16 protein-coding genes are annotated in these 16,459 nt (G+C 72.1%); 4 read left to right on the top strand and 12 right to left on the bottom strand.

All coding sequences use genetic code 11. The features are described from left to right. Positions 1-376: 376 nt before the first annotated feature. Positions 377-1,642, top strand: a complete 1,266-nt coding sequence (locus G4G93_RS11875; RefSeq protein WP_206289715.1) for a bifunctional 2-C-methyl-D-erythritol 4-phosphate cytidylyltransferase/2-C-methyl-D-erythritol 2,4-cyclodiphosphate synthase — start codon at positions 377-379, stop codon at positions 1,640-1,642. Next, complete coding sequence (locus G4G93_RS11870; protein WP_165084815.1) at positions 1,639-2,139, top strand: CinA family protein; 501 nt, start codon at positions 1,639-1,641, stop codon at positions 2,137-2,139. The genes G4G93_RS11875 and G4G93_RS11870 overlap by 4 nt, the downstream gene beginning before the upstream one ends. Positions 2,140-2,266: 127 nt before the next feature. Here G4G93_RS11870 and G4G93_RS11865 read toward each other — a convergent pair whose 3' ends face one another. The 5 genes from G4G93_RS11865 to G4G93_RS11845 all read right to left on the bottom strand — a co-directional run bounded on the left by G4G93_RS11865 (position 2,267) and on the right by G4G93_RS11845 (position 6,761). Beyond that, positions 2,267-3,202 (bottom strand): helix-turn-helix domain-containing GNAT family N-acetyltransferase, encoded by a 936-nt coding sequence (locus G4G93_RS11865; protein ID WP_165084442.1) that lies wholly within the window; start codon positions 3,200-3,202, stop codon positions 2,267-2,269. 48 nt (positions 3,203-3,250) lie between these two features. After that, complete coding sequence (locus G4G93_RS11860; RefSeq protein ID WP_312891943.1) at positions 3,251-3,613, bottom strand: response regulator; 363 nt, start codon at positions 3,611-3,613, stop codon at positions 3,251-3,253. A gap of 13 nt (positions 3,614-3,626) precedes the next feature. Then, on the bottom strand, positions 3,627-5,171 hold the full coding sequence (locus G4G93_RS11855; RefSeq protein WP_165084438.1) for an ATPase domain-containing protein: 1,545 nt from the start codon (positions 5,169-5,171) through the stop codon (positions 3,627-3,629). An 87-nt stretch (positions 5,172-5,258) separates the two neighbouring features. Further along, entirely contained in the window at positions 5,259-6,083 is an 825-nt protein-coding gene (locus G4G93_RS11850; protein WP_246736711.1) for a sensor histidine kinase, read from the bottom strand. A gap of 189 nt (positions 6,084-6,272) precedes the next feature. Beyond that, complete coding sequence (locus G4G93_RS11845) at positions 6,273-6,761, bottom strand: hypothetical protein (RefSeq protein ID WP_165084433.1); 489 nt, start codon at positions 6,759-6,761, stop codon at positions 6,273-6,275. Between the two features lie 845 nt (positions 6,762-7,606). Between G4G93_RS11845 and G4G93_RS11840 the strand changes: the two genes are divergently transcribed. Continuing rightward, positions 7,607-9,259, top strand: a complete 1,653-nt coding sequence (locus G4G93_RS11840; RefSeq protein ID WP_165084813.1) for an MFS transporter — start codon at positions 7,607-7,609, stop codon at positions 9,257-9,259. A 271-nt stretch (positions 9,260-9,530) separates the two neighbouring features. Here the strand turns inward: G4G93_RS11840 and G4G93_RS11835 are convergent, their stop codons facing one another. The 6 genes from G4G93_RS11835 to G4G93_RS11810 form a co-directional block, all read right to left on the bottom strand. Next, the gene (locus G4G93_RS11835; RefSeq protein ID WP_165084431.1) at positions 9,531-9,794 is read right to left on the bottom strand and encodes a hypothetical protein; all 264 of its coding nucleotides are present in this window, start codon (positions 9,792-9,794) and stop codon (positions 9,531-9,533) included. Between the two features lie 335 nt (positions 9,795-10,129). Beyond that, positions 10,130-11,344 carry an MFS transporter gene (locus tag G4G93_RS11830; RefSeq protein WP_165084811.1) on the bottom strand — a complete coding sequence of 405 codons (1,215 nt, stop codon included), beginning with the start codon at positions 11,342-11,344 and terminating at the stop codon, positions 10,130-10,132. 173 nt (positions 11,345-11,517) lie between these two features. After that, the gene (locus G4G93_RS11825) at positions 11,518-11,859 is read right to left on the bottom strand and encodes a DUF6883 domain-containing protein (protein ID WP_165084429.1); all 342 of its coding nucleotides are present in this window, start codon (positions 11,857-11,859) and stop codon (positions 11,518-11,520) included. 54 nt (positions 11,860-11,913) lie between these two features. Then, positions 11,914-12,684: an ATP-binding cassette domain-containing protein gene (locus G4G93_RS11820; RefSeq protein WP_246736710.1), complete on the bottom strand. Its 771-nt coding sequence runs from the start codon at positions 12,682-12,684 to the stop codon at positions 11,914-11,916. Continuing rightward, a complete protein-coding gene (locus G4G93_RS11815; protein ID WP_165084427.1) occupies positions 12,675-13,409 on the bottom strand; it encodes an ABC transporter permease in 735 nt (244 codons plus the stop codon). The genes G4G93_RS11820 and G4G93_RS11815 overlap by 10 nt, the downstream gene beginning before the upstream one ends. A gap of 18 nt (positions 13,410-13,427) precedes the next feature. After that, the gene (locus tag G4G93_RS11810) at positions 13,428-14,426 is read right to left on the bottom strand and encodes an ABC transporter substrate-binding protein (RefSeq protein ID WP_165084425.1); all 999 of its coding nucleotides are present in this window, start codon (positions 14,424-14,426) and stop codon (positions 13,428-13,430) included. 161 nt (positions 14,427-14,587) lie between these two features. Here G4G93_RS11810 and G4G93_RS11805 point away from each other — a divergent pair, with 161 nt between their 5' ends. Beyond that, positions 14,588-14,956 carry a 4a-hydroxytetrahydrobiopterin dehydratase gene (locus G4G93_RS11805; RefSeq protein WP_165084423.1) on the top strand — a complete coding sequence of 123 codons (369 nt, stop codon included), beginning with the start codon at positions 14,588-14,590 and terminating at the stop codon, positions 14,954-14,956. 3 nt (positions 14,957-14,959) lie between these two features. Here G4G93_RS11805 and G4G93_RS11800 read toward each other — a convergent pair whose 3' ends face one another. After that, the gene (locus G4G93_RS11800) at positions 14,960-16,456 is read right to left on the bottom strand and encodes a GGDEF domain-containing protein (protein ID WP_206289714.1); all 1,497 of its coding nucleotides are present in this window, start codon (positions 16,454-16,456) and stop codon (positions 14,960-14,962) included. Positions 16,457-16,459 lie beyond the last annotated feature (3 nt).

Below are 16,459 nucleotides of genomic sequence, written 5' to 3'. Positions count from 1 at the left end.
TGGTCAGTCGTCATTGTGCACAGCAAATAGCCAAAACCCGGTCATACGCAAGCGCGTTCGGCTTTCGATCCCCGAATTGCCCGCGAATTGTCGGTCGGTGGAACCCTGCCCGGGCCTCGGGCACCGGAACGGTGCCGGCGGGTCGGCTCGCGGTGGCGTTCCGCGCCGGTTCGGGCTTGTCGGGATCAGGATAGCGGCGGGCGGCCTGGGATTGGAAGCGGTGGAACCCGACTTTGTTGCAGTGCGAGATCGCATCGCAGCAAGGGCTGCGTTGCCAAGGGACGCCCCCTTCCCACGCGGCACCGCCCTTCCCCCGGTGCATTTGCCTCGCCGGACCGCCCCGGCTAAGGAGCGGGCAACCCCGGGAGCGACCCTTTTGACCCTTCCCCAGATCGCCGCGGTGGTCGTCGCCGCGGGGCGCGGCATCCGCGTCGGCGGCGACACGCCCAAGCAGTATCGCCGCGTCGGCGGCCAGGCGGTCCTGACCCGGACCCTGGCGGCGCTCGCCGCCCATCCGGGCGTCACGCGGATCCAGGTGGTGATCGCCGCCGACGCCGCTGCCTTCTACGACGAGTGCCTGGGCGACCTTCCGCCGGCGGTGCAGGCCAAGCTCGCCCGGCCGGTCGAGGGCGGCGCCACCCGGCAGGCTTCGGTCCGGGCCGGGATCGTGGCGTTGTCCGGCCATGACGCCCCCGGGCTGGTGCTGGTGCACGACGCCGCCCGCCCCTTCGTCGACGCGGCGCTGATCGACCGGGCGATCGCGGCGGCGCAAGCCCACGGCGCCGCCGTGCCGGGCGTGCCGGTCAGCGACACCATCAAGGTGGTCGAGCCGGACGGCCGGGTGCGCGAGACCCCGAAGCGGGAGGATCTGCGGGCGGTCCAGACCCCGCAGGCGTTCCGCTTCGCGCTCCTGCACGAGGCGCACGGCCGCGCCGCCGCGGAAGGGCTCGACGGGTTCACCGATGACGGGGCGCTCGCCGAATGGGCCGGCCTGCCGGTGGCGGTCTTCCCCGGAGACCTGCGCAACCGCAAGATCACCCAGGCCGCCGACCTCGTCGAGGCGGACCGCGCCTTCTCGCCGGAGCCTCGCTCCGGGTCGGGGTCCAGCCCCGCCGCCCAGGATGACGCCATGACCGCCGCAACGACGACCCTTCTGACCCGCCTCGGCACCGGCTTCGACGTGCACGCCTTCACGGAGGGCGACCATGTGTGGCTCGGCGGCGTGCGCATCCCGGCCGATCGCGGCGTGCTCGCCCATTCGGACGGCGACGTGGTGCTGCACGCGCTGACCGACGCGATCCTCGGCGCGCTCGCCGACGGCGATATCGGCGTGCATTTCCCGCCGAGCGACCCGCGCTGGCGCGGCGCCTCCTCCGACCGGTTCCTCGCCGATGCGGTGCGGCGGGTGACCGAGCGCGGCGGGGTGATCGACCACCTCGACATCACGGTCCTGGCCGAGGCGCCACGCATCGGTGCCCATCGCGAGGCGATCCGCACCCGGATCGCCGAGATCGCCGGGGTGCCGCTCTCGGCGGTGTCGATCAAGGCGACCACGACGGAGAAGCTCGGCTTCGTCGGCCGGGCCGAGGGCCTGGCCGCCCAGGCCGCCGCCACGATCCGGCTGCCGGAGGCGCGCGCCTGATGTTCGATGCCGCCCTCATCACCCGGGCGAGCGTGCTGATCGCCGCCTATCGCGAGCGCCAGGCCCGCCTCGTCACCGCCGAATCCTGCACCGGCGGCCTCGTCGCCGCCCTGCTCACCGAGGTGGCGGGCTCGTCGCAGGTGGTGGAGCGCGGCTTCGTCACCTATTCCAACGAAGCGAAGGCCGAGATCCTCGGCGTCGACTTCAACCTGATCTCGGCCCACGGCGCGGTGAGCGAGCCGGTGGCCCGGGCGATGGCCGAAGGGGCGCTCGCCCATTCCCGCGCCGACGTCGCCCTGGCCATCACCGGCATCGCGGGCCCCGGCGGCGCGACGGCGACGAAGCCCGTGGGCCTCGTCCATTTCGGCCTCGTCGCCGCCGGCCGGGCGACCCGGCACATCGAGCGCCGCTACGGCGACCTCGGCCGCTCCGAGGTCCGGCGCTGCGCCGTCGAGGATGCGCTGGGCTTCCTGGAGATGGCGCTGCAGAAGGTGTGAGGGCGGAACGCGCCGCAGTCGATCGGTTCGCAGGGGCGCGTCCGGGGTCAAACTCCTGATCCCTCCCACGGACCTCGGGATGGGGTCGTGGGCAGGATGGTGCGATGCGGGCGGCTCGACCCTGCCCTCACACGTCCAGCACCCAGGTCTCCCCCACCAGATCTTGCCCGAACGACCGGTGCGGCGCGCTCTCGACCAGGCGGAAGCCCGCTTGCGCGTAGATCCGCCGGGCGGCCGCGAGCACGTCGTTGGTCCAGAGGCTCAGGCGCCGGTAGCCGCGCTCGCGGGCGCCGGCGATGCAGGCCTCGGTCAGGCGCCGGCCGAGGCCCTGGCCCCGGGCGGCGGGCTCGACGTAGAGAAGGCGCAGCTTCGCGGTCCCCTCCGAGCCTGGCGCCAGGAACACGCTTCCCACGACCTCGCCCTCCTGCTCGGCGATCCAGGCTCCGGCCCGGGCCGGATCGAAGTCGCGCACGAACCCGGCCAGGATCTCGGCCACCAGGGCCTCGAAGGAGAGGTCGAAGCCGTATTCGCCGGCGTAGAGCAGGCCCTGGCGGTGGGTGATCCAGCCGAGATCGCCGGGCGCCAAGTCGCGCAGGATTGCCGGCCCCCGCTCCTGCGCGGGATCGCCGAGAAGCCGGCGCATCCGGGCCATCGCGCTAACGAGGGAGGCCAGGTCGCCGGCCGGGAGCCGCGCCAGAAGGGCACCGATCTCGGCCCGCGACGCCGCGTCGAGGGGCGCGAAGGCGGCCTGTCCGTCGGGGGTCAGGGTCAGGACCTGGCGCCGCCCGTCGCCCGCGGCGGTCCGGCGGGTCACCAGGCCCTGGTCCTCGAAGCGCTTGAGCAGGCGGCTCAGATAGCCCGCGTCGAGGCCGAGATCCTGGCCCAGGACCGAGGCGGTGAGCCCGTCGCGATGGGCGAGCTCGTAGAGCACCCGCGCCTCGGTGAGCGAGAAGGCGCTGCGGTGCAGCCCCTCCTCCAGTAGGCCGATCTGCCGGGTGTAGAACCGGCCGAAGGCCCGCATCGCCCCGACCGTCGTCTCGTCGACCAAGCCCTCATGCGCCATCGGCCCGCCTCCTGTCCGGGGGCAGGATCGTTCGATTGGTTGACTCAGTCAAGTATCATCGCGACCGGGCGCCAGCTGCACGACGAGGTCGCGCAGCTGCTTGAGGCGGAAGGGTTTGCGCAGGAAGGCGGCGTGCCCGGAGGCACGCTCGCGCACCGTCTCCTCGGGCATCGAGCTCATCAGCACGACCGGGATGCCGCAGGCCTCGGGGTCGGCCGTGAGGGCGGCCAGCATCGCCGGCCCGTCCATCACCGGCATCATGAAGTCGAGGAAGATCAGGTCGGGCCGGCCCGCCGCGACGCGGGCGAGGCCCTGCCGGCCGTTGGCCGCGGTGACCACCGTGTGGCCGTCATCGGACAGGACGGCGTCCAGCAATTCGGCGATGCCGAACTCGTCGTCCACGATGAGCACCGTCGCCAAGGGCCTATTCCCCGCCGCTTCGCGTGAGGTCGCGGTCGGCCAGGAGCGCCTCGGCCCGGTCCGGGCCGTCGTCGACCGCCAGGCCGCCGGCTCCGATATCGAAGGCGCGCAGGCGCGGGTCGATGCGGGAATCCCGGGCCTTGGCGACGGCGATCAGGCGGTGGAAGCCGGAGCGCAGGGCGCAGGACCGCATCAGCACCACGTTCTCGGCGACGCTGGAGGTCTGTCTCAGGGACGGGCCGCCGGAGGGCGCATCATCGAGGAAGGTGCCGCGCAGATCGGTCTCCCGGGTGTACATCGCGGTCACGCCCAACGCCCTCAGCTCGGCCGTGAGAGCGGCGAAGATGCGGACGATCCGGTCCTGATCCCCGGCGATCCGGCACATCGCGTCCAGACCGTCGATGAACACGCGCCGGACCCCCCGGTTCCGGATCGCGTCGAGGAGACCGGCGCAGATCTCGTCGATCAGCCCCTCGGTCGCCGGTTGCCAGGTCACCGCGACCCGGCCGTCCTCGATCAGGCCGGCGACCGGCAGCCGCAGGGCGCGGGCCTTGGCGAGGATCGCGGCCTCGCTCTCGTAGAAGCCGCATAGCAGGCCCGGCGCCGCCGGGTCGGCGCCGAGGAACTGCAGGCCGAGCGTCGTCTTGCCGATGCCGGCCGGGCCGCCGACCAGGGTGGTCGAATGGTGCGGCAGGCCGCCGCCCAGCATCGCGTCGAGGGCGGCGATCCCCGTGGTCAGCGGGGGGCCCTCGACGTGGTCGCGCCGGCTCGGCAGCCGCAAGCGCGCCTCGATGCGCGGGAACACCCGGACCCCGTCGTCGGTGATGCGGAAGGCGTGGCGCCCGCGCAGGAAGCCGCTGCCGCGGAACTTGCGCACCTCCAGTTCGCGCTCGGCCCGCCACCCGGTGAGCCGGCTCGACAGGGCGATCAGCCCGTCCACCATCGTGTGCTCGGCCGCCACCATGTCGGCCCCGGCCGAGGCGCTGGTGAGGAGGAGCACGGTGGCACCGGTGGCGGCGGCCTGGGTCTGCAATTCGTGGATGAAGGTCTTGAACTCGAGGGTCGAGGCGGCCGTCTCCTCCGCCGCCACCAGGCCGTCGAGGACGAGCAGGCTCGCCTCGCGGGCGGCCGTCTCGCGGCGCAACAGGGTCAGGAGGCCGGCCAGCCCCTCGTCCTGCAGGGTGCGGAAGGCGCTGAGATACGTGATCCGGTCGGGGATCAGCGCGGGGTCGAAGAAGCCGAGCGGCGCGATGTGGCCGAGCATCCGCGCATGGCTCTCGGCCAGCAGCGTGACGTAGAGCGCCCGGTGCCCGGGCGAGGCGCCGGCCAGGGAGTCTCCAAGGGAGCCCGCAAGGGAGCCTGCATGCGTGTAGCAGGCCTGGTTGCCGAAGATGGTTTTCCCGGAGCCCGGCGTGCCCTGGACGATGTAGACGCCGCCGCGAAACAGCCCGCCGCCGAGGATCTCGTCGAGGCCGGCGATCCCGGTCGGGACCCGCTCCAGTCCGCCATAGGCCCCGGACTGCCCCCTGCTCGGTCCCGCCCCCGTCATCCGCATGCTCGGTCGCTGTCTCGTCTGGAGCATCTTCCGACGGGGCGGAGACCGGCTCGTCGAAGAAAATGCGGCACAATCAAAGATCTAGAGGGCCGTCCGATCGCCGGGCGATCGGGCGGCGCTCTGGTCGTGGAGAGGCAGGGTTACCGTGAAGGTCGCGCCTTCGCCAGGGCTGCTCTCGACCGCGACCGCGCCGCCCATCGCCTCGGCGAGGCGGCGCACCAGCCACAGGCCGACCCCGAAGCCCGTCGGCGCCGTCCCGGGATCGGCCACCGCGCGCTCGAATCGCTCGAAGATGCGGGCCTGGTCCGCCGGCGGGATGCCGATGCCCTGGTCGCTCACCCGGATCCGCGCCGCCCCGGCCTCGCGGAACCCCGAGACGACGATCGCGCCGCCGTCGCCGTACTTGATCGCGTTGGTGATCAGGTTGTCGAGGATCTGGTCGAGGGCGAGACGCTCGCAGGACAGGACCAGGTCCTCCGGCACCGTCACGGTGACCGTGCTGCCCGCATGGGCCGCCATCGGGGCAAGGGCATCCACGACCTCGGCCACCACCTCGGCGAGGGGCACGGGGGCGGCGAGCAGGGCGAGCTGCCCGGTCTGGGCCCGGGAGACGTCGAGGAGGGTCGTCGCCCGGCGCACGTAGCGCTCGACGAGCCAGCGCAGCTGCGCCAGCCCCTGCGCCACCCGGCCCTCCGGATCGTCGCGCTCGGCGGCACCCTGCAGGCGCTCGACCTGGCCGAGGATCGGGGTCATCGGGTTGCGCAATTCGTGCGCCACGCCGGCCAGGAAGGCGTCGCGCTCGGCCAGCGCCCGGCGCAGGGCCGCGACCTCGCGGCGCAAGGAGGCCGCCTCCTCCGCCGGATCGGCGGCCGGAAGCCCGGCCCGCGTCGTCGCCTGCGCGTTCATGCGGCCTTGCATCCGCGCCGGGAGCGGATCCTGGGTCGCGGCGTCGGCGGCGCGGGGGGCGAGGTCGGCATCACCCGGTTGGCATAACAAATCGCACCCGCGCAGGCGAGCGCCCGAGCTTGCGCGCGTCGGCGCCATCCCGTCACGGTTCCTGCGGGCTAAGGTCGCGGCGATCCGAGATCGCGGGGCTCAGCGCCGCGGCGCCTCGACCGGCACCACCCGCGCGCCGCCGACCGACCGCTCGCCGCCGTTGATGACGTAGAGCACCGGATCGGCCTTCGGCTGGGGCGGGATGCCGGCGACGGTCGGGATGCCGTAGGTGCCCTCGCCCCAGGCGGAGGGCACCAGCTCGCTCGGCCGCGGCAACTTGAAAGAGGGCTCGGCGACGAGGCCGGGCTCCAGCGCGCCGCCCGCGCCGTAGAGGCCGAGCGGGGCCGCGACGGTGGTGCCGCCATAGGCCGCGAAGCGCCGGCTATGGACCAATCCGCCCCGACCGTGACGGCCGCGGACATCGTAGATGGCGGCACGGCCGCCCCGGACCGGCTGGAACTGAAGGCGCCCGGCCTGCCCCACGGTGCCCTGAGTACCCGCCTGTCCCGCGCCGCGCAGCGGCTGCGCCTCGGCGCTGGCGCCCACCAGGGTGCCGGCAAGGGTGAGGACGATCAGGTCGCGACGCATGGCTTGTCTTCCCGGCTCCCGGTACTCGCTCGAGGATCAATCCCGGGGCGCCATCCTCGTTCCCGCGGGGGAGCCGCGCCAGCCGTGGCAGAGTACGGATGGACGAATTCTCGCGGATCGCACCATCGACCGGTCAAGGAGCGGGGATCTGTACCTCGCGCCTCAAGTTGCTGCCGTCGCGCCAACCGTCGCCCCGCGGGGTACTTTCACCGCCGTCTCGTTCGCGCGCTCCGTTGTCCATAGCAAATCATCATGACGAAGTTCGCCGTGAACAGCGCTACACCAACCAAGCCGGCATAATGCCCCAATGCATCAAAAATTCCGAGTACGGTCAGCGCGACTGCCGATGCAAATCCATTCAAAATCATTTTTTTCAAAAGTGAAAATTTTTTCGGGAAATTTTCAAATAATTCTGTCAATAAAATTCAACCACTCATGATAAATCTCGCGACCTGGAGTGGAATCGGCCTAGGCCGGATTAATTTTTCTTTCGTGACGCTGCATGTGATGACCGCGCGGTATGCCGCCGTCGTGCCGCAGCACACGGCTGCCTCCGACGGAAGTCTCACGACCTAAGTCTCACGACGAATTGTCGGATGGGCCGGACGGCACGGCTGGCTTAACGATTCGCGTCAGCGGCGGATCACGCGCGAGCGGGCGGTTCCCATCCCCCCGCCCGGCGTAAAACGCGCCGCCACCCGGTTCACCCCAACGCGACGTCCCCGACGCGGCGAAGATCCGCGCGGTCGACGCGTGCCGTCCCTTACGGAAACGCTCCCCCAAGGAGGAACACACCCATGGCAAGCTCAGCCGCCCTCGGGCAAAGCGGCGATGCCGCGCGCCCGATGACGCGGGAGGAGAAGAAGGTCATCCTGGCCTCCTCCCTCGGCACCGTGTTCGAGTGGTACGACTTCTACCTCTACGGCTCGCTCGCCGGCATCATCGGCGCGCAGTTCTTCTCGTCCTACCCGCCGGCGACCCGGGACATCTTCGCGCTGCTCGCCTTCGCGGCGGGCTTCCTGGTGCGGCCGTTCGGCGCCCTGGTGTTCGGGCGCGTCGGCGACATCGTCGGACGCAAGTACACCTTCCTGGTCACCATCCTGATCATGGGCCTGTCGACCTTCATCGTCGGCATCCTGCCCAACGCCGCGCAGATCGGCATCGCGGCGCCGATCATCCTGATCGTGCTGCGCCTCGCGCAAGGCCTGGCCCTCGGCGGCGAGTACGGCGGGGCCGCGACCTACGTCGCCGAGCACGCGCCGCAGGGCCGGCGCGGCTTCTACACCAGCTGGATCCAGACCACGGCGACGCTCGGCCTGTTCCTGTCGCTGGTGGTGATCCTGGCGGTGCGCTCCTTCACCGGCGAGGCCGCCTTCGCCGAATGGGGCTGGCGCATCCCGTTCCTGGTCTCGGTGCTGCTGCTCGGCATCTCGCTCTGGATCCGCCTCCAGCTCAGCGAGTCCCCGGCCTTCCAGCGCATGAAGGACGAGGGCAAGACCTCGAAGGCGCCCCTCACCGAGGCCTTCGGCCAGTGGCGCAACGCCAAGATCGCCTTGATCGCGCTGCTCGGCCTCGTCGCCGGCCAGGGCGTGGTCTGGTACACGGGCCAGTTCTACGCCTTGTTCTTCCTGCAATCGATCCTGAAGGTCGACGGCTACACCGCCAACCTCCTGATCGCCTGGGCGCTGCTCTTGGGCACCGGCTTCTTCGTGGTGTTCGGCTGGCTCTCGGACAAGATCGGCCGCAAGCCGATCATCCTGGCCGGCTGCCTGATCGCGGCCTTGAGCTTCTTCCCGGTGTTCAAGCAGATCACCACGCTCGCCAACCCCGCCCTCGAGAAGGCGATCGAAAACGTCAAGGTGACCGTGGTGGCCGATCCGGCCCAGTGCGGCAGCCTGTTCAACCCCGTCGGTACGCGGGTCTTCTCGGCGCCCTGCGACCTCGCCCGCGACTACCTCGCCAAGTCCTCGGTGCGCTACTCCACCGAGGCCGCGCCCGCCGGCCAGCCGACGGTGGTGCGGATCAACGGCACCGACGTTCCGTTCGCGGCCGGGGCCCCGGCGGCGGAGTTCAACAAGGCGGCGGCGGCCGCGCTCCAGGCGGCGGGCTACCCGAAGGCCGGCGACGCCCAGGTCGTCAAGATGGCGAACCCGTTCGACATCTTCCGCCCGCAGGTGGCCGGCGTGATCGGGCTGCTCTTCGTCCTCGTGCTCTTCGTCACGATGGTCTACGGCCCGATCGCCGCGGCCCTGGTCGAGCTGTTCCCGACCCGGATCCGCTACACCTCGATGTCCCTGCCCTACCATATCGGCAACGGCTGGTTCGGCGGCCTCTTGCCGGCCACCGCCTTCGCCATGGTGGCCCAGACCGGCGACATCTATTACGGCCTCTGGTACCCGATCGTCATCGCCCTGATGACCTTCGTGCTCGGCCTGCTGCTGGTGCCCGAGACCAAGGATCGGGACATCTTCGACGAGCGGGATACCGCCGCGCACTGAGCGAGGATGGTGCGATCTGAGAAAGGCGCCCGCGGCGGAAGCTGCGGGCGCCTTTCTCGTGGCTGCTTCAGGATTTTCCGATCGGACTGGGGAGGTCTCGTCCCCCTGCGTCGCTCCGGGCTTCGCTGCGCGGCCCCAGGACGAGGCGGAGGATGTCAGGACCACCGCGCAAAATCGCAGCCGGCACCGAACGGGAAATCCAACGCAAAAGGCCCGCCTCACCGAGACGGGCCCCCGAAGAAACCGTGCTGCCGTCATCCCGCCGCGGCGATCACCGGCAGGTCGTCACCCGGCGCACGATCCAGCCCTCGCCGTCGACGAAGAGCTTCTTGCGGGAGGTGGAGCACTGGGCGTCGTCCGCCTCGGCGGGGGTGGCGACGCTCGACGTCGCGGCGACGTCGCGGGTGGTGCCGGGTCCGGCCTTCGGCGCCTTGTCGACCGCGGGCGCGGCGCTCGCGACGAGCGGGGCACCGGCCGTGGCCAGGGCGGCCAGGAGGGCGAACAGGGGCAGTCGGGCGCAGGGACGCGCACGCATGGTGAATGATCCCATCGGTTGGATGCCGAGCGGCATTGTCCGGCGAGGTAGCTCTGGACCGCTCTCTCTTGCCATGGATAAGTCGCCAGCGCCCGAAGAGTTGCGCCGTCCCGGCGTCTCCGCTGGAAAAACGGTAAACACGCGGAGGCGACGCCACGGTGACACATCGCACCGCGGCGCGGGATTGCCGGAGCGGCCGAGCCGAATCGGTCCTGGATTGGCGCCGATTGTCGCGTGAGCCGCAATGGACTTCGAACGAGCGAAATGCGGGCCGGTTCCTTCCGCACGGTCGGACAGAGGAACCGGACCTCGACTTCGTCTGATCTCGCTCCCGCTCAGGCGAGCGCCGGCCGCCCCTGCCCGGCCCGGCGCTGCACCAGCCAGAGCGAGATGGCGACGTTGAGCAGGTTCCAGCCGATGCCGTTGGCGAAGGCCGCCGCGTAGGAGCCGCTGAGATCGAAGATCACGCCCGAGAGCCAGCCGCCGAGCGCCATGCCGAACAGGGTCGCCATGATGACCACCCCGACCCGGCCGCCGGCCTCGCTCGCCGGAAACAGCTCGCGCACGATGATCGCATAGGCCGGCACGATGCCGCCCTGGAACAGGCCGAACAGGGCCGAGATCACGTAGAGCGAGGTCAGCCCGTCGAAGGCGAGGTAGAGCAGGAGCGCGACGCCCTGGAGCACCGAGCCGACGAGGAGCGTCGGCAGCCCGCCGATCCGGTCGGCGAGGAAGCCGGAGGCGACCCGGCTGACGATGCCGAAGCCGAGCATCAGGGACAGCATCTCGGCGCCGCGGGCGACGCCGTAGCCGAGGTCGCCGCAATAGGCGACGATGTGGACCTGCGGCATCGACATCGCGACGCAGCAGGCGAGCCCCGCGACCACGAGCAGGCCCTGGAGAACGTTCGGCGGCAGCCCCAGCGTGCCGCCCGCCCCCGCCGTCCCGCCCCGCTCCGAGGCCGCGACCGGCGGACGCCGGCGCATCAGGAGGGCGAGGGGCAGCATGGTGGCGAGGCAGAACAGCCCGATGCCGGCTTGCGTCGGGCGCCAGCCGTAGGTCGACACCGCGTGCTGGACCAGCGGCGGCCAGAGGGTGCCGGCGAGGTAGTTGCCCGCGGCGCAGATCGAGACCGCGATGCCGCGCCGGCGGGCGAACCACAGCGAGATGTCGGCCATCAAGGGCCCGAAGGCGGCGGAGGAGCCGAGCAGCCCGATCAGGATCCCGTGCGCCAGGGCGAACTGCCACAGGCTGGTCGCGAGCGCGGTGGCGCCGTAGCCGAAGAACAGGCAGATGCCGCCGAGGACCAGCGGCGTCAGGATGCCGAACCGGTCGCCGAGCCGGCCCATCAGCACGCCCCCGAAGGCGAAGCCGACCATGGTCAGGGTGTAGGGCAAGGCGGCCGCACCCCGGGCAGCCCCGAACTCCGCCTGCACGGCGGGCAGCACCACCACCACCGACCACATGCCGACGCCCCCGATGGTGGTCAGCAGCACGGAGACGACGAGGCGGCGCCAGGCGGCGGCGGAATCGAGCCCGTCGGCGGGCATCGGGCGGGTCACGGGCGGTTTCCTCGATGTCTTTGGATTTCCCTTCGCTGTAGCAGCCGGCCCGGCGCCCGAGGAGCGACCGGAATGCAACCCACTGCCCCGCTCTGCGAGGTGAACGCCCCGCTCCGCGAGGGCATGGCTCCGTGCTGCGCGATCCTGTCCGATATGCCGGTTCAGGACGGATACGCCGTCACCAATCTGGCACTGTGCCGCGGATTGCCGGCGGGGACGTGCCAGGCCGACAGGATGGAGGGCTCGGTTCCGTTCGGTGTCCGGATCGGCCCTTCGAAGACGAGGTTCAGCCCGAAGGGAACGACCCGAGCGGGCATGGAATGCTCCGGCTTGGCGTGTCGCCACAGGGCTTGGGCCGGTTCTGTCGGCGCATTCCGATGGAAGCCGTGCTTGACGAAGAGCTTCGCCTTCGCTGGAGCCGCCCCTTCCGCGTGCAGCCGAGAGTGGATGAGCTTCGGAAAGGGGATGACGAAGTTCAGCGGCGCGCAGAGGCCGGCAGGCACCTACCCGGCTCGCCGGCACGAACCGATCGTCAAGGCGGCACATCCTCCGCGTGGTCAGCCCTCGGCGATCGTTCCAGGGTATCGGGCCGCGAGGTCCCGCCGCATCGCCTCCGCCCAGTCGCGGCCGCGCTCCTCCTTCGGCGTCGGGATCGGCACCGCGGCCACCAGGCTCGCCGGCCGGCCGGAGAGCAGCAGCAGCCGGTCGGCCGCCGCCAGGGCCTCCGGCACGTTGTGGGTCACCATCAGCACTGCCGCGCCGCGGGAGGCCGCGCTGCCGAACACGGCGGCCCGCAGGGACGCCGCCGCCGCGTCGTCGAGGGAGACGAAGGGCTCGTCGAGGACGAGGAGGCGCGGCGCGAGCGCCAGGGCGCGGGCGAGCGCCACCCGGCGGGCCATGCCGAGCGAGAGCGCCCGGGGATAGCGCCCGCGCCAGGCCGTCAGGCCCAGCTCCTCGAACAGCGCGTCGAGGGATTGCCCGCGCTCGCCCCGCGGCAGCGAGAGCCGCACGTTCTCCTCGACGGTCCGCCAGGGCAGGAGCCGCGGCTCCTGGAACACCATGCCGATGCGAAGGCCGGAATCGGCGGTCAGGCTGCCCTCGAAGTCGCGGTCGAGGCCGAGCAGGATGCGCAGGGTCGTGGTCTTGCCCGCTCCCGAGGGGCCGATCAGGCACAGGGTCTCGCCGGCCCGGACCGAGACGACGAGGTCGCGCACCGCCTCGACCGGCTCGGACCTTTCCGGGCGGTAGACCTTGCGGCGCACCGTCAGGGTGAGGATCGGGGCGGCCGCCTCGCGGCGGAGGTCGGCGCCGGGCATGGTCAGCGCCATCGGCGGGCACGGGCATCGAGGGGGCGGAGCAGCAGGGCGTCGACCGCCAGCATCACGGCGCTGAACACGAGGCTGTAGCCGATCAGCGCCGCGACGTCGAAGAGCTGGAAATAGTACGAGATCGCGTAGCCGACGCCGTTCGGCCGCCCGAGCAGCTCGACCACCAGCACGATCTTCCAGGCGAGCGAGATGCCGGAGCGCGCCGCCGCCACCGCGAAGGGCTCGAGCTGGGGGATGAGCACGTGGCGGATCCAGGTGCGGCGATCGTACCGGAAGGCCTCCGCCATCTCCTCCAGGCCCGGATCGAGCCCGCGGGCACCCTCGCGCAGGATCACCGCGACGTTCGGCATCTTGTTGAGGGCGACCGCCAGGATCGCCGCGGTCTCGGTCAGGCCGAGCCAGATATAGGCGAGCACCGTGATGACGAGCGCCGGGGTGTTGAGCAGCACGAGGAGCGGCGTGTCGAGGAACCGGTCGGCGGCCCGCGAGCGGCCCAGCGCGATGCCGAGCACCGCCCCGGTCGCCATGGCGAGGCAGAACGAGGCCGCGACCCGCCACAGCGTGATGCCGATGTTGCGCAACAGGTCGCCCGAGGCCGCCTCCCGCACCACGAACGCCGCCACCGCCTCCGGCGACGGCAGTGTGCGGGGATCGGTGACGCGGCTCGCCAGCCACCAGCAGGCCAGCAGCAGGACGAGCGATCCGAGGCGGGCGAGGAGGGCCATCAGGCGATCGGACGCCGCTCAGCCATTCGGCCCGCCATCCCAGTACAGCCCCTCCGGCAGGGTCGTGGCGGCCCCGACCAGCCGCTCGCCGCCGAGCCGCGCCAGCACCGCGTAGAGGCGCTCGGCGTCCGTGCGCTCGGCGGAGGCCGTCCGGCGCGGGATGCCCTCCACGAAGGCGCGCTTGAGGGTGGCGTAGGTCGCCTCGTCCTCCGCCGCCATCAGCGGGCGCACGGGCGCCCAGGCCGCCTCGCCGCCGGCGAGCGCCTGCTTGGCCCGGGCCGAGGCGCGGGCGAAGCCCGCGACGGTGTGGGGCTGGCGCTGCAGCAGGGCCTCGTCGAAGACGTAGCCGAGGAGCGCGATCGGGCCTTCGACCCCGAAGGCCTCGGCGATGCCGTCGGCGCCGATCAGGCGGCGGAAGCCCCGCGCCTCGAGCCGGGCGCAGAAGGTCCAGTACAGGAGCGCGGCGTCGAGCTCGCCGGATTCGAGCTTGCGCATCAGCAGCGGCGGCGCGCCGAAGACCGGCTGCGCCTCGCGCTCCAGGTCGAGTCCGTCCTTCTCGCGGGCGCGGGCCCGCAGCAGCAGCCAGTTCTTGTCGAGCGGTCCTCCCGCCACGCCGATGCGCTTGCCGGCGAGATCCGAGACGGAGCGCAGGGCGCTTCCTCCGGGCACCATCAGGGCGCCCTCGGTCGAGGAGTAGGGCAGGAACTTCACCGCCCGGCCCTCGGCGCGCAGGCGCGCGGCCCAGAGCAGGTCGGACACGATGGTGTCGACCTGGCCGCCCTGGAACGCGATGCGGGCGGCGTCGCTGCCGGCGAGGCGCACGCCGTCGAGGGACAGCCCTTCCGCCGCGTCGATCCCCTCCGCCTTGATCACCGCCGCCTCCCACGAGACGGTGCCGAAGGGCAGGAGCCCGACCTTGAGGGTCGCGGTCGGCGGGGAGGCCGGCTGCGCCTCGGCCGCACGGAGCGCGATCGGCCACAGCCCGGCCGCCGCCATCAATCCGCGCCGTGAGAGCATGGGGCCCCTCCTCCTGTCCCCGACCGTGTCGCCGGCCGTTCCCCCGGAGAGGTAGGCAGCGCGGGCGGCGGCGTCCACCGCTTGCGCGCGGGGCTCGGAGGCCGCACCCTGGGCGGGTCCGCCGCCGCGGTCACTTGTACTCTCGTCGGGACGATGACGACATGCCGAAAGACCAGGTTCTCGACTCCGACACGATCGCCGCGCGCCTCGCCGATCTGCCGGCCTGGAAGGAGTCCGACGGCTGGATCACCCGCACCTACCGGACGAACAGCTGGAAGGGCACCCTGATGGTGATCAACGCCGTCGGCCACCTCGCCGAGGCGGCCTGGCACCACCCGGACCTCACCGCCTCCTATGCCTGGGTCGAGGTGCGGCTCACCACCCACTCGGCCAAGGGCCTGACCGAGAAGGACTTCGCCCTGGCCCGCAAGATCGAGGAGGTGGTCGGCTGGCAGCCCGGGCTGGAGGGCGGTGCGCTCGAGGGCACGCCGAGCGACCCGCGCTTCGCCTACATCAAGCACGACCGCTGACGATCACGCGGACTGCGCCACCTCCCGTCCTGCGCGCTTCGCCCGGTACAGCGCCGTGTCGGCCGCATGCACGAAATCCTCGAAGCCCATCCCGTCCCGGTACGACGCGGCGCCGCAGGACATCGAGAGGGTGAGGACGGTGCCGTCGTCGAGGGTCAGCGGCGTGCGGCGCAAGGCCTCGCGCAGGCGCGCCGCGATCGCCCCCGCCCGGTCGAGGTCGGTCCCGGGGAGCAGGACCAGGAACTCGTCGCCGCCGACGCGCCCGATCGCGTCGGGCCCGCGCAGGCCCGCGCGCAGGATCGCGACGAGGTGGACCAGCGCCCGGTCCCCCGCCCGGTGGCCGTGCCGGTCGTTGACCGCCTTGAACAGGTCGAGGTCGATGGCGATCAGGCTCAGCGGCGGCCCGTCCGGGCCCTGCCCCGCCGCGTTGCGCATCGCCAGGAGCGAGCATTCGCGGAACGCCGCGCGGTTGAGCGCCCCGGTCAGGTCGTCGATGGCGGCCCGGTGCGCCAGCTCGGCCCCCTGCACCCGCAGGGCCTCGGCGCTCCGCGCCAGGGCGGCGAGCGCCTCCTCCCGGGCGGTGAGAGCCGCGGCCACCGGCAGGCAGGTCAGCAGCAGGCCGGCCAGGAAGGCCTGGAACAGCAGGGCCTGCTCGCGGGGATCCGGCGTGACCATCGCGATCGGGCCCTGGCCGCGCAGGGTCGCGACCGTGCCGACCACCGCGACGATCATCACCGACGCCTCCGCGCCCAGCCGCCCGACCCGGAAGGTCGCCAGCATCACCGGCCCGAACAGCGCGAACAGCAGCGGCCGCGCGGCGACGAAGAACACCCCGCAGGCGGCGGCCGCCGTCAGCATCTGCAGGCCGGCGGCCTCCGCGCGCTGGCGCCAGTCCTTGTTCGAGAGGCATCGCCCGTAATCGCCGCGCAGGAGGGCGAAGAAGAACGGCGTGAAGATCAGGAGGCCCAGGCTGTCGCTCGCGACCCAGGCGGCGAAGGCCCGGCCCAGATCCTGCCCGAACAGGGCCCAGGCCGTCGCCGCGCCGCCGAGCCCGCTGATCGCCGGGGCCGCGAGCCCGCAGACCAGGATGAAGCGCCCGACGACCCGGCGCGCGCCCAGCAGGCCCTCGCCGTTCGAGGCGGGCCGCAGCAGGTGGGCGGCGACGCAGATCTCCACGAGGTTGCAGACGCCGAGGAGGAACGGGCCGGCGCTGAGCCCGCGCGTCAGCATGTTCGCCGCCACGTTCGCGACGTACCCGGCCGCGAGCACGGCCGCCCATGCGCCGGGACGGCGATCGGGCGGGACGGCCGGGGAGACGATCAGGAGGACGGCCAGGAGGACGGCGTTGGCCGGCCAGACCGCCGCGATATCGCGCCCGTCGCTCGTCAGGTGGATCGTCCCGGCCGCGAGTCCGAACGACAGGATGCCGGCGATAAGAGCGGCCTGCCCGACCTTCATGGAGCGCCCTTCCGGACTCATTGCGGCCTTGTTCTGCGCCATGCG

The sequence above is a fragment of the Methylobacterium sp. DB0501 genome (genome assembly GCF_011043735.1).
Classification (GTDB): Bacteria; Pseudomonadota; Alphaproteobacteria; order Rhizobiales; family Beijerinckiaceae; genus Methylobacterium; species Methylobacterium alsaeris.
This window is presented reverse-complemented; position numbering and strand designations above follow the sequence as displayed.

Coding starts and splice junctions, on each gene's coding strand:
- G4G93_RS11820 (WP_246736710.1), bottom strand. CDS start 12,684: ATGGCGCTGACCATGCCCGGCGCCGACCTCCGCCGCGAGGCGGCCGCC.
- G4G93_RS11815 (WP_165084427.1), bottom strand. CDS start 13,409: ATGGCCCTCCTCGCCCGCCTCGGATCGCTCGTCCTGCTGCTGGCCTGC.
- G4G93_RS11850 (WP_246736711.1), bottom strand. CDS start 6,083: ATGAACGCGCAGGCGACGACGCGGGCCGGGCTTCCGGCCGCCGATCCG.
- G4G93_RS11800 (WP_206289714.1), bottom strand. CDS start 16,456: ATGGCGCAGAACAAGGCCGCAATGAGTCCGGAAGGGCGCTCCATGAAG.
- G4G93_RS11855 (WP_165084438.1), bottom strand. CDS start 5,171: ATGACGGGGGCGGGACCGAGCAGGGGGCAGTCCGGGGCCTATGGCGGA.
- G4G93_RS11845 (WP_165084433.1), bottom strand. CDS start 6,761: ATGCGTCGCGACCTGATCGTCCTCACCCTTGCCGGCACCCTGGTGGGC.
- G4G93_RS11835 (WP_165084431.1), bottom strand. CDS start 9,794: ATGCGTGCGCGTCCCTGCGCCCGACTGCCCCTGTTCGCCCTCCTGGCC.
- G4G93_RS11840 (WP_165084813.1), top strand. CDS start 7,607: ATGACGCGGGAGGAGAAGAAGGTCATCCTGGCCTCCTCCCTCGGCACC.
- G4G93_RS11810 (WP_165084425.1), bottom strand. CDS start 14,426: ATGCTCTCACGGCGCGGATTGATGGCGGCGGCCGGGCTGTGGCCGATC.
- G4G93_RS11865 (WP_165084442.1), bottom strand. CDS start 3,202: ATGGCGCATGAGGGCTTGGTCGACGAGACGACGGTCGGGGCGATGCGG.
- G4G93_RS11805 (WP_165084423.1), top strand. CDS start 14,588: ATGCCGAAAGACCAGGTTCTCGACTCCGACACGATCGCCGCGCGCCTC.
- G4G93_RS11830 (WP_165084811.1), bottom strand. CDS start 11,344: ATGCCCGCCGACGGGCTCGATTCCGCCGCCGCCTGGCGCCGCCTCGTC.